This window comes from Halovenus anhuiensis (assembly GCF_037080055.1).
In the GTDB taxonomy this organism is placed as follows: domain Archaea; phylum Halobacteriota; class Halobacteria; order Halobacteriales; family Haloarculaceae; genus Halovenus.
Genome location: NZ_JBAOJI010000011.1, coordinates 40233 through 52144 on the forward strand (window position 1 = coordinate 40233; position 11912 = coordinate 52144).

Consider the following 11912-nt stretch of genomic DNA (forward strand, 5'->3'; position numbering starts at 1 on the left):
TTCCTTACCATAAAATTACACGTGCCTTGGTAACAAGGCGGGTTAGAGTATGTCAGCAGTAGAATTTGCTAGCCACGAATGGTGGGAGGAGTATCGCGATACAGTCAACCATGATCAAGAAATGAAGGTTCGGGGACACGATACCTTCGATGAGAATTTTTATGTCGAGATCGGCGACGACATGTTCCTAATCGAGATGCATGGTGGTGAGGTGGAAAACGTCGTACCAGAACCGGGAGTCAATGATGTCTGGTCGTTCGGTGTCGAGGGAAGCCGAGAGGCTTGGGAGGAGTTCGTGCAGGAATATCCACCGGCACATAACAACGAGATTATCGCATCTGACTACAGAACCGCGGTAAAAGGAGAAGATGGCCATCTCGAACTGAAAGGCAACAACAAGAAAATTTGGCAGAATTTCCGCCCGTTCCAGCGCGCGCTTGATTTGATGCGTGAAACACAGCAATCCTGACAAACAATGAGTATCAAACCACCTCAACACGGCGAAGAAGAATCAGTCACTGGACATTATATTGGCGTCGAAATTGACGGCGTCGATCACCGCGTATACTACGAGGAACGTGGGCCGGAAGACGGCATTCCTCTTATCTGTCAGCACACGGCAGGCAACCACGGTCAGGAGTGGCGTCACATCTTGGCCGACGACGAAATTACGGAGGACTTCCGGGTCATCTCCTACGACCTGCCCCACCACGGGAAGTCGCTCCCACCGACAACTCAGGACTGGTGGGCGGAAGATTACACCCTCACCGAAGAGAAATTCGCAGAGACCATCGTGAGCATCGCAGATGCACTCGATCTCGAAGATCCGGTCTATATGGGGTCGAGCATCGGTGGCAACGTCATCTTGCAGCTCGGAGACTGGCATCCAGACCGGTTCCGGGCGCTCATCGGCCTCGAATGCGGTGTCCGGAGTCCGGGTTATTACCTCGACTGGTTCCACCATCCCTCGGTCAACATCGCTGAGATCAGCGCGTATTCGTGCTGGGGGCTAATGGCTCCACATGGGCCGGAAGAGACTCGGCGGGAAACAATGCACCTCTACGAACAAGGATCGACCGGGTTGTTCCGTGGAGATCTCTTCTACTACTCCGTCGACCACGATTACAGGGAAAAACTCGATCAGGTCAACCCCGAGTGTCCCGTCTACGTGATGAACGGTGAGTACGACTTTGCGACCGATCCGGACGACGCTCGCGAAGTCGCCGACGGAATCGGCGACCAAGCGACGGCTATCGAGATGAAAAATATTGGGCACTTCCCGATGTGTGAGAATCCAGATCTCTTCCTGAACTACCTGAAACCAGTGCTTGAAGAGATCAAAGGGGAGGACGTGGAAGTTCCCACGGAGATGTCTCCCGAAACGGTCGGTGTCGATATTCCGGGCGCATCGGCTGACGATTAATCTGCAATTTCCACTTTTATGTTGAGTCTCTAAAATAAATTCTTTACATAATCCGCACAAACGAGACATATGAGCAAGGACCCAAAAAGACTCGTGAACCCAGCGGATTCGACCGCGACTGATCGAAACCTGGTAGCGGGGTGGGAGGGACGCTATTACGAAGATTTCGAGGTCGGAGACATCTACAAACACCCATACGGCCGGACCGTAACGGAGACGGATAACGTCTGGTTCACGAATTTGACGATGAATCTCAATCCGATGCACTTCAACGAGCCCTACGCCGCGGAGACCGAATTCGGGGAGCGCCTCGTCGACGGTACCTTCGTATTCGCACTAGCGGTCGGGATGAGCGTCATCGATATCTCGGCGAACGCGACGGCTAACCTCGGGTACGATAAGGTCCGTCATCACGGTCCGGTCTTCCACGGCGATACAATCTTCGCCGAGAGTGAAGTACTCGAAAAACGAGAAAGTGACTCCCGCGAGCACGTCGGGATCGTCACAACAGAGCTTCGGGCGTACAACCAGAATGACGAACTCGTACTCTCACTCGAACGAACACCGATGGTCCTGAAACGAGAGTACGCGGAGCCGAGTGCTGAACAGCCCACGGGCTGGCCGGAGAACATTGGCACACAGCCAGGAGATGTCGAATGAACGAGAGAAGCCGGTTCGAGGGGTCTCTACCCGAGATGTCCGCCGAAGCGGCCGCCGAACAAATTCCGGACGACGCGACCGTCGTGACTAGCGGGTTTGGGAGCGTCGGCTACCCGAAAGCAGTCCCACTCGCAATCGCAGACAGTGACAAGCAGCGCTCATTAACAGTGATTACGGGCGGGAGCGTTGGGGAGGAAATCGACACCAAACTTATCGAGTCGGGAGATATGACACGGCGGTTTCCGTACCTCGGGACACAGACAGCCCGCGACGCCGCGAATGCGGGCGAGATCGAATTCCACGATCGGAACATCTCGCAGTTGGCCGACGAGGTACGGAGCGGCCAATTTGGATCCATCGACGTGGCACTCGTAGAAGCAGTCGCCGTGGGCGAAGACTGGCTCATCCCCGGCCCCTGTCTTGGCCAAACGCCGGGTTACGTCGAAGCGGCGGATGAGTTAATCGTCGAAGTCAACCGATCACAGCCCATCGATCTCCGATTGATCCATGACATCTACTGTCCGTCGCTGCCGCCACACCGAGAGCCGATCCCACTCGACAGTCCGATCGGACGGATCGGCAAAGAACACATCTCTTTTGACCCTGACAAGCTAACGGCTGTTGTCGAAACTGATCGACGGGACTCCACCTACAATTTTCGCGACCCAACCGAAACAGACAGGACAATCGCAGCAAATTTGGGAGCGTTTCTCAGCGACGAGACTGATCGGAACCCAGCACTGGCAGAGTCAGTCAGAATCCAGTTCGGCGTCGGTAGTCTGGGGAATGCGCTTTCGGGGACGTTGGCTGACATCGACATCGGAGACAGCGAACTTGTTTATTACGGCGAAGTCATCCAAGACGGCATCTTAGATCTGCTCGATGAGGGTCGACTCGCGGGCGCCAGTGCGACTTCACTCGCACTCACACAGGAGGGACAGGACAGATTCATTGCGAACATTGAAGAGTACAGTGACGATGTCGTGTTGCGACCGTCCTTGATTTCCAACGGTGCTGAGTTGATCGAGCGATTCGGCGTCATTGCGGTTAACAGCGCTCTCGAAGTTGATATCTATGGCCACATTAATTCGACACACATCGATGGCACGCACGTCATCAACGGTGTCGGCGGGAGCGGAGATTTCAATCGAAATGCTCTAGTAACTGTCGCAGCGCTGCCATCAAGTGCCCGAGACGGGGACATTTCCCGTGTTGTACCGATGGTTCCCCACGTCGATCATACGGAGCATGATATCGATGTGGTCGTAACTGAACAGGGCGTCGCCGACCTCCGGGGAAGGTCACCCCGCGAGAAGGCAGACGAACTCATCTCTGTTGCACACCCCTCCTTCCGGGACAAACTTTGCAACTACGTTGAGCGCGGACAGCAGTACGGTGGGCACGTTCCACAAGCTCTCGAAACGTCATTGTCTTGGCCACAGCGTCGCCAGCAGTCAGAGTGACAGCGGTTCTGGACCACCGAACTTCAGGTTAATAGTGTTAATTTCGGTACCTGGTGTATATTGGCCTTCTACGCACGGACATAAATTGAGATTTCGAGTACATTTGCACCAACCTATCAAAATAAATATATGCATATACTTCGTATATGTTAATGTAATACAAATAAAACAGCCACTTCAACAATTTATTTGATGTATTCGGTTATACCCATATAGTTACATGAATAAACACTATTGACCCATTATTAATTATTATTTCATATTAACTGAGAAAATTATCTGTATCTACGTGAGAGAGAGAATTAAGTCTCTTTTCTGGATAGGTAGTGTTAAATTTGGCTTTGCGTCAGAATTCGACGTTTTGAGACCTTTTCAGCTGTTCTTGATCCGACACGACGAAAACAATTGAAACTAAATACTTCTAACTACCCATATATTAACAGATATGTTTGACAGCATTCCGAGTTCCGTGGCGACCAGTTTGAAGTTGGAGTTCTAGATGTGGCCAATGATTTATACTCAAAAGATGTGATTTGAAGATATGACACACGTTCAGGTGGGCGATGACACCAATCTGTACTGTCAGGATTTAGGCAGTGGTCCGCCCGTCGTACTGGTACATGGTGGGTGTATGAGCCATCGTGTCTGGGAATCACAAGTACATGCGCTTCTTGAGGCTGGGTATCGGGTCGTGACCCCGGATCTCCGTGGTCACGGCGACTCTGATAAGCCAGTCAGCTCATACTCCGCAGACATGTATGCAGAGGATCTCGCGGTCATGGTTGATCAACTCGATATCAACCAATTCACGCTATTGGGGTGGTCGCTTGGCTCAACGATTGCAAGTGCATTTGTCGACGCGTACGGTGAATCACTGGACGGACTCGTACTCGTTTCGAGTGCGATATTCGCCCGGATTGGAGCAGTAGCACGAAATGAGGACACAGATACTGACCTCCCGATCGATCGCATGCTCGATAATCAACGATACAACAGGCCGAGTGGAATGGAACGATTCGTCAGTAGAATGTTCAACGAGAGTCCCGACGAGTGGACACGTAATTGGCTGTGGAATATCGCCATGCAGACCCCGATGCGTGTTGCAATCAAGATGCTCCAGATCTATGTCGATCCTGACCACGAGCGGCTACACGATGGACTGACCGATTTGGATGCTCCTGCGGCTGTGTTCTACGGAGAGAACGATCGATCATCGTCAGTTTCCGACGCCAAGACGATCGCACGAGACGTATGTTCTAACGGTCGTTATGTGCCGTTTGAGGACAGCGCTCACGTCCCGTTTCTTGAAGAGGCTGAGCGATTCAATGATGAGCTGGTTGCGTTTGTTGATGAGATCTATCAATGAACGACGTTCTGACTAAGCTAATGCTAATTAGTAGGATTTTATTTTGACGTACAGTTGATATCACGACTCTTACAGACAGAGGTTAATGACAGAGTCTATAGCAATATTTTGACTAGAGTGCATCAAACACAAGTTTCAACAGATCGGGAATGAGGTGCTTGAATTACTCACGGTTTGGTTGATCGATGAGGGTAGGATACCGTTGTACAACCCCGAAAAGGAGCAAAAAATATCAACCTGGTCGTTGGCGACTGGGCATACGGCAAGCCAACTACCCTGAGGAGGGACTTGCCTGTTAATTACTTAATTAACATATGCTAGATAAACTACTCAAAAAAAAGACGGCAGTCGTAACAGGCGGGGCAAGTGGAAACGGACGCGCAATTGTCAAGACTTACGCCGAAGAAGGTGCAGATGTCGTCGTCGCAGACGTTCAGGAGGAACCACGAGAGGGTGGTATACCGACACATGAACTCGTTACAGAGGAGTACGGCGTCGATGCGACCTACGTCGAGTGCGACGTGACAGACACCGACTCACTCGTTAAGGCAGTAGAGGCAGCGGACGAGTTCGGCGGTGTCGATATCATGGTGAACAATGCTGGAATCTTCCGACAGAAAGAATTCCTTGAGGTCACGGAACAAGAATACGAACAGCTTATCGACATCAATGTGAAGGGAGTATTCTTTGGTGCACAGGCCGCAGCAAAAAAGATGCTTGAGAGCGGAGACAGCGAGAGCATCATTAATATGTCGAGCGTCGCGGGAATTATCGGGACCGCCACGTTCTCGGTCTACCACGCCTCAAAGGGTGCAGTGCGTCTGCTGACATACTCGCTGGCAGACGAGTTGGGGCCAGAAGGAATCCGCGTCAACGCGATTCACCCTGGCGTTATTGAGACGGCAATGACGACCGACGACGTGCCTCTCGCAACACAAAAAAGTGCAGAAGCGACACCGCTCAACAGGCTCGGCCAACCTGACGACGTCGCAGGTGCGGCGCTTTATCTTGCCTCCGACGAACTTGCTGGATACGTGAACGGCGAATCGCTCATTGTGGACGGCGGTCAGTCGAACACGTAGGGACACAGTCTCAAATTATTCGATTTTTATGAAGTGATATTGGGTTTATAAAAGGTGTGAGTAATGTTATTCTGTCGCGGTGTTTGGCGTTCTGCTCGACACGGTTTCAGACAATCGCGAGCTAATTGATGTCACCATACGCCTGTTCAAGGGGGTTCAGCTGCTTTGCGAGATCTGGAGGCTGTTGACGTTGAGCTTCTTGGGAATGACGGGGATGACGACGTTGCCGGTCGCGACGTGGACGTTGTCGGTGAGGATGTTCAGAGATGGCGGCGTGTCGACGATGTGCTGGATCACTCGAAGGTTCGTTGGGAACACGGGGAGATGCAGGTGCCGGAGTTGACGGCGTTCGCGAACACGGATAATAATTAACCAACACTGGGGCTGTACTGAGTGGTTATGTTGGTTAATAAAATTCCTACGAAATCGAACCCCCACACCCCGTGTGCGAGATGAAATCGGGGAGATGACGGGAAGGGGTGGTCAGGGAAAGAAGCCAAGAAACACCAGGATTTAGCGATATTGCGGAGTAGAGTCCTCAAATACAGCAATATTGAGAGTGAATATATTCAATGAAACCTTTATATAACTACTCTGTCAACAAACTCCTGACAGAACTAGAGTCGGTTGAAACAAAACAATATGTTTTGTGGTATAATCTTACTTGTCCCTAATCTTACTTCCTCGTAGACTCGCGTCTTCGTCGCCTTTGTGGCTTTTTGTGGCCTATTTCGCCGAATTCAGTTTTTCAGATGGCTATCTGCAACGGTATACAAGGAGGATCAACAGTAAATAAATAGCCAAGTTCTAAATCAGATAATATTTGATACAGAGCAATTCACACAAAATAGCTAGTACTTGTCCTGCTCAGCTGCTAATAAGTATGCTAATATTATATCTATTTTACATACAGTTTAAAAAAATCACAAGATTAAATTACAATAATAGTTCACAAACAGGGTCAGGATCAAAGATAGTACATATTTTGTCGACAATCCAACCGATATTCAGATTCCGCCCGATCGAGTAAGCCTCTAACGTTAACTATGTCTGAAAGAAAACGGAGCGTTGACGAACTATATTATAAGTTATACTTATATTCATATGTTGGATTCTGTATGTTTTATACTCAATTGAAAACCGCTGAAATTGGCCTTCTATTCTGAGCAACAATTCTTCCTATTGTTCGAGAGAGCAAAAGATACAATCAACAGAGGGTTGTACCAGTAATCATGGATCAAACAGACGATTCGCCAGCATCAAACAGGGGGCGTCGGAGTAAAGTAGCCCGCCTCATCGAGGAGTACAACCTCCCGGGACTGGGAGAGGAACTCGAACAGCTATGGACAGCAGAGGAAGACCGACGGAGTCTTCGTGAGTTGACGACATACTTCAATCAACAACTTCTCAGCCAGGCGCTCACAGACGCGAACGTCCAGTCGCTGGACGGCGAAGTAGAAAATACGTATCGGCTATTAACAGACGATGATGTTAGCACCGCGGAGACCACCCGGGTACAGCGTCGTCTCGAACGGGAAGGGATCGATGTAGGCGAACTCAAAAGTGATTTTGTCACCTATCAGGCGATCCGGAATTACCTGAAAGATCACCGTGGCGCAGAATACACACAGTCAAAACAAGATCCGCTCGAACGCGAAGAAACGAACGTCCAGAAGCTCCGCGGGCGAATGGTCTCCGTTATTCAGGGGAACATCGAGCAACTTCGCGACAGCGACGAGTTGACGCTTGGTGAGTTTCAGACTCTTGCTGATATTCGTATCGTCTGTGAAGACTGTAATGCCCAGTTTGACGTGTTGGAGCTACTTGATCGAGGCGGTTGCCACTGTGGGGACAAAAATTGAATAACAGCCATAACAGCGTTATTCAATTGCCGAGTCTTCAAAGCTTTGATTATAATCCGTCTGTTGGCTTCGTTCATGAGTGTAGAAAAAGTGGACTCAACGGCAGAACTAAGAGTTCAGAAGGTCGGTGGGATTGACGAAACGGCAGTTGCATTCGAGCCCGGTGTGACGATCTTAGTTGGCAGGAACGCCACGAACAGGACATCACTGTTGCAGGCGGTGATGGCCGCTGTTGGGAGCAATAACGTGTCGGTGAAGGCTGATGCCGACGAGGCTCACGTCGAATTAACGCTGGACGGAACCACCTACTCGAACACGCTCAAACACAATAACGGGGCTATCAGTACCAGCGGCAACCCGTATCTCGACGATCCAACAGTCGCCGATCTATTTTCGTTTCTACTCGAATCGAACGACGCCCGGCGGGCAGTCGTGACTGACGGCGATCTGAGAGAACTAATCATGCGTCCGGTTGATACTGACGAAATTCAGGCGGAAATCGACCGTCTCGTCGAAGAGCGCCAACGAATCGACGAGGAACTTGAGGAACTCGACAACCTCAAAAATCGGCTGCCGTCTCTCGAAGAAGAGCGCACACGACTTGAAAATCAAATCACAGCCAAAAGAACTGAACTTGAAGAACTTGAAGCGGAGATTGAAGCGACTGACGCCGATGTCGAACAGAGCCGCGAGGAACAGGCACAGTTAGAAGAGACACTCGGAAAACTCCGCAAGAAGCGCTCAGATCTCGAAGATGTCCGGTACGAACTGGAAACAGAACAGGACAGTCTCGAATCACTCCGTGCCGAAAAACGCGAAGTTGAACGCGACTACGAGGAGTTGTCTGACACGCCTGCGGGGGACATTGAAGAATTAGAATCGCGTATCAGGCGGCTTCGAAATAACAAACAGGAGTTAGAGTCAGATCTGAATGAACTTCAGAGCGTGATTCGGTTCAATCAAGACCGGCTAGAAGAGGGCACTGAGGAGTTTCTGACGGCGGTGGACGGTCAGGACGACGACGATGGTGCCATTACAGACGAACTCTTAGCGGAGAAGACAATCACATGTTGGACGTGCGGGACTGAGGTTGAAGCCGAGCAGATCGAAGCGACGATTGAAAACCTCCAAGAGCTCAGTCAGGACACAGTTGGTGAAATCAACGAACTTGAGAACGAACTTGAGGAGGCGAAGTCCGAACAGCGGGAACTCCAAACCGAGCAGCGTCAACGCGAACAACTTGAACGCCGACAGCGCGAACTGGACGGCGAAATCGAGAATACGGAAGCCAAAATCGAGACGCTAACGGAGCGCCGTGCGGAACTCCGCGAAGAGATCGAGGCTATCGAAGCAGAGGTCGAAAATTCTGAGAACGATGCTTACGAGGAGATTCTTCGTCTCCACAAAGAAGCCAACCAAATGGAGTACGACCTCGGGACCCTCGAAAACGACCTCGAACGAGTCGAAGAAAATATTGCAACGATTGAGAACCGACTCGACGAGGAATCCGAGTTAGAGACTCAGCGGGAGGATATTTCAGGTCAAATCGAAGGATTACGGACCAAAATCGAGCGCATCGAAAAGCAAGCGATCGAGGAGTTCAACGAACACATGGACACGATGCTCGATGTCCTCGAATACGAGAACATAGCACGTATCTGGTTGGAGCGGACTGAAACGGAGGCTCGGGATGACCGTCGCAAACAAACAAAGGGCGTCTTCGAGTTGCACATTGTCCGGCGGACGGAGTCGGGGGCGACCTATGAGGACACGGTCGAGAACCTCTCGGAAAGTGAGCGGGAAGTAACAGGGCTGATATTTGCACTGGCGGGCTATCTCGCCCACGAGGTCCACGGGACCGTCCCGTTCATGCTATTAGACTCGCTTGAGGCAATCGACTCTGAGCGAATCGCGACCCTCATTTCGTACCTTGAGGACTACACAGAGTATCTCATCGTTGCGCTGCTACCGGAGGATGCACAGGCGTTATCAGCAGAATACACCCGCATCACCGACATTTGAACAGAATTCGCTAACAGACATTACGTTGTTATTTCGACCTTCACTCCGGTCGGACACGAAGAGCGGTTTTTTGTGATGGGCAGCGAAGACATGGTTTGTATTCGATGTGCTGGGCCCGAAATCGTGGACGCACCGGCGGCTTCCTCACTGCAAATCGGATTTTTTTGTGACGTCTGGCAACCCCAATTCTTTCACATCATCTGTTTAGTCCCGTACTGGAAGTGAGCGCGACTAGAATCGACAGCCTACGCAGAGTGGGGATCTATTTCTCTTCAGGTCTCAAAAATAGCATCCACAACCGCAATAGAATCGGATGACAGTTTATCGATGATGGTTTTGCAGGATCACTGAATTCATTCGGTTGAGGGCTCATCCTGCTTTTTCACATAATGATCGTTCTATAACACCCTCGTGGTCAAGTCATAGGTCGGCAGCAACGAACTCGTCTGGTTATTTGATTGGAATGTTCAGAGGAACATCCCACCGTCTCCGATTTTGAAACTAGTTTTTGTTATTTACAATCAACTAAGAATTACTGAAAGCCGCGGTACTCCTCTCATGAAGGACTAAAATACGGAGTCAAGTTATCTGAACTGTGTCGAGGTAGACACGGTAAATTGAGAGTGTATTGTTCAATTTTATCGAATAAATATAACCTCGGAGACATTTATGCCACGACTATTATTCACACTGCTCGAATCAAGAGCGAGCCTCAAACTTAAATAATGTCGATAATATTCACAATTACAGAATATTCTATTAATGGAATCTCAATAGGCCGTACTGTTGTCTTTTAATCATTATCCGCCAATTTTTACCCACAAAAAGAATTCAAGAGAGAATATCCTCAGTAATTATTCTTTGGAAAGGAACCCACGCTCTATTCTATAAGTTAGCTAGTTGAATAGAATCCGTCCGCAAAGGAGATCTGGTCTTTATCGATCGATATTTTTCATATTTGAGTGACCCGCGTATTTTGGGGTGATTCGATATATTCGGACTCAATCGGGAAGACGAAGCGAGTTTAAAACGTAACCATACAAAAATACTAATGCTTGGTTCCCCGTAATGTGTTGTCATGGCACTATCTGAACCCGGTCGGATGGTTAAATCGGCCCGAACCGCGTTTGAGATCATCGAGTACATCCACGACCATGGTGGAGCAGACCTAGATGAATTAACCGATGAATTTGACCTTGCGAAGAGTACCCTCCACGGATACATTTCGACACTTGAGTCGCTCGAATACCTCGTGAACGATGGAGGGAGGTACCAGTTGAGTCTTAAGTTTCTCTATCACGGGACCGCCGCACGCAACTCCGTACCAATATCCGGCCAAGCCGCCGAGATACTCTCTGCTTTGGCCGACGAAACCTCCTTAGTAGCTTGGCTCGTCGTTGAGGAACACGGACGAGCAGTCTATCTTGACCGAGCGGGCGGTAACGAGGTTGCACAAGCATACGGACGCATCAGCAAACGAACTGACCTTCACGGCCCTGCCGCCGGGAAAGCAATTCTGGCTCATCTCCCCGATGAAATGGTCAACGCTATCGTCGATAACTATGGACTTCCTGCACGCACAGAATACACTATCTCTAATGAAGAAGACCTCCGCGAAGAACTATCGACAATTCGACGACAAGGGTATGCCACCAGCAAACACGAGGTTGCGTTGGGCGCCCAATCCGTAGCAGCACCAGTCCATCACGATGGCAAAGTGCTTGGTGCTATCAGCGTATCCGGTACATCGAATCAAATTGACGACCGATACTTCGAGGAAGACCTCCCAGACGTGATAACGACGGCTGCGGCCGATCTCGCGGACAGGTACGTTGAACAGCATGGCTAATACGGAAATATCCAATGTAAACAACCCGGACGCGGTGGCCCGAGGCTTTTGTAACTCCCTTAGAAAGACCGTGGAACGAGAGGGTAAGCAACCGCCGTAATCCTTTTTTTGACCCGACATGTGTAATTGCCTATGGTGCGCATCGAAAACCCGGATTCGTGCGCTGTCTGTGGAACTGATCTTCC

Annotated in this window: 9 protein-coding genes and 1 pseudogene; 9 read left to right on the plus strand and 1 reads right to left on the minus strand. The window is 50.1% G+C overall.

Annotated features, from left to right (window positions below; translation table 11 throughout):
• Positions 1-49: 49 nt before the first annotated feature.
• The 6 genes from V8P86_RS17555 (at position 50) to V8P86_RS17580 (ending at position 5994) form a co-directional block, all read left to right on the plus strand.
• On the plus strand, positions 50-469 hold the full coding sequence (locus V8P86_RS17555; RefSeq protein ID WP_336328594.1) for a hypothetical protein: 420 nt from the start codon (positions 50-52) through the stop codon (positions 467-469).
• Positions 470-475: 6 nt separating this feature from the next.
• Entirely contained in the window at positions 476-1423 is a 948-nt protein-coding gene (locus V8P86_RS17560; protein WP_336328595.1) for an alpha/beta fold hydrolase, read from the plus strand.
• A 69-nt stretch (positions 1424-1492) separates the two neighbouring features.
• A complete protein-coding gene (locus V8P86_RS17565; protein WP_336328596.1) occupies positions 1493-2083 on the plus strand; it encodes a MaoC family dehydratase in 591 nt (196 codons plus the stop codon).
• A complete protein-coding gene (gene scpC, locus V8P86_RS17570) occupies positions 2080-3546 on the plus strand; it encodes a succinyl-CoA:acetate CoA-transferase ScpC (RefSeq protein ID WP_336328597.1) in 1467 nt (488 codons plus the stop codon). Before V8P86_RS17565 ends, scpC begins: the two co-directional genes overlap by 4 nt.
• Positions 3547-4087: 541 nt before the next feature.
• Positions 4088-4912 carry an alpha/beta fold hydrolase gene (locus V8P86_RS17575; RefSeq protein ID WP_336328598.1) on the plus strand — a complete coding sequence of 275 codons (825 nt, stop codon included), beginning with the start codon at positions 4088-4090 and terminating at the stop codon, positions 4910-4912.
• A gap of 314 nt (positions 4913-5226) precedes the next feature.
• On the plus strand, positions 5227-5994 hold the full coding sequence (locus tag V8P86_RS17580) for an SDR family oxidoreductase (protein ID WP_336328599.1): 768 nt from the start codon (positions 5227-5229) through the stop codon (positions 5992-5994).
• 124 nt (positions 5995-6118) lie between these two features.
• On the opposite strand, the pseudogene V8P86_RS17585 reads toward V8P86_RS17580, so the two are convergent.
• Positions 6119-6279 (minus strand): annotated as a pseudogene (locus V8P86_RS17585) (ParA family protein); the annotation flags it as partial.
• A 947-nt stretch (positions 6280-7226) separates the two neighbouring features.
• On the opposite strand from V8P86_RS17585, the gene rdfA reads away from it, so the two are divergent.
• From rdfA to V8P86_RS17600, 3 genes are all read left to right on the plus strand, one after another.
• Positions 7227-7856, plus strand: a complete 630-nt coding sequence (gene rdfA / locus V8P86_RS17590; protein WP_336328600.1) for a rod-determining factor RdfA — start codon at positions 7227-7229, stop codon at positions 7854-7856.
• A gap of 75 nt (positions 7857-7931) precedes the next feature.
• Positions 7932-9878 (plus strand): archaea-specific SMC-related protein, encoded by a 1947-nt coding sequence (locus V8P86_RS17595; protein WP_336328601.1) that lies wholly within the window; start codon positions 7932-7934, stop codon positions 9876-9878.
• A gap of 1078 nt (positions 9879-10956) precedes the next feature.
• Positions 10957-11727, plus strand: coding sequence for an IclR family transcriptional regulator (locus V8P86_RS17600; RefSeq protein WP_336328602.1), 771 nt, complete (start codon positions 10957-10959; stop codon positions 11725-11727).
• Positions 11728-11912 lie beyond the last annotated feature (185 nt).

What these genes read in the sequence shown, in the direction of transcription:
- V8P86_RS17555 (WP_336328594.1), top strand. Translation starts at nt 50, where the DNA reads ATGTCAGCAGTAGAATTTGCTAGCCACGAATGGTGGGAGGAGTATCGC.
- V8P86_RS17560 (WP_336328595.1), top strand. Translation starts at nt 476, where the DNA reads ATGAGTATCAAACCACCTCAACACGGCGAAGAAGAATCAGTCACTGGA.
- V8P86_RS17565 (WP_336328596.1), top strand. Translation starts at nt 1,493, where the DNA reads ATGAGCAAGGACCCAAAAAGACTCGTGAACCCAGCGGATTCGACCGCG.
- scpC (WP_336328597.1), top strand. Translation starts at nt 2,080, where the DNA reads ATGAACGAGAGAAGCCGGTTCGAGGGGTCTCTACCCGAGATGTCCGCC.
- V8P86_RS17575 (WP_336328598.1), top strand. Translation starts at nt 4,088, where the DNA reads ATGACACACGTTCAGGTGGGCGATGACACCAATCTGTACTGTCAGGAT.
- V8P86_RS17580 (WP_336328599.1), top strand. Translation starts at nt 5,227, where the DNA reads ATGCTAGATAAACTACTCAAAAAAAAGACGGCAGTCGTAACAGGCGGG.
- rdfA (WP_336328600.1), top strand. Translation starts at nt 7,227, where the DNA reads ATGGATCAAACAGACGATTCGCCAGCATCAAACAGGGGGCGTCGGAGT.
- V8P86_RS17595 (WP_336328601.1), top strand. Translation starts at nt 7,932, where the DNA reads ATGAGTGTAGAAAAAGTGGACTCAACGGCAGAACTAAGAGTTCAGAAG.
- V8P86_RS17600 (WP_336328602.1), top strand. Translation starts at nt 10,957, where the DNA reads ATGGCACTATCTGAACCCGGTCGGATGGTTAAATCGGCCCGAACCGCG.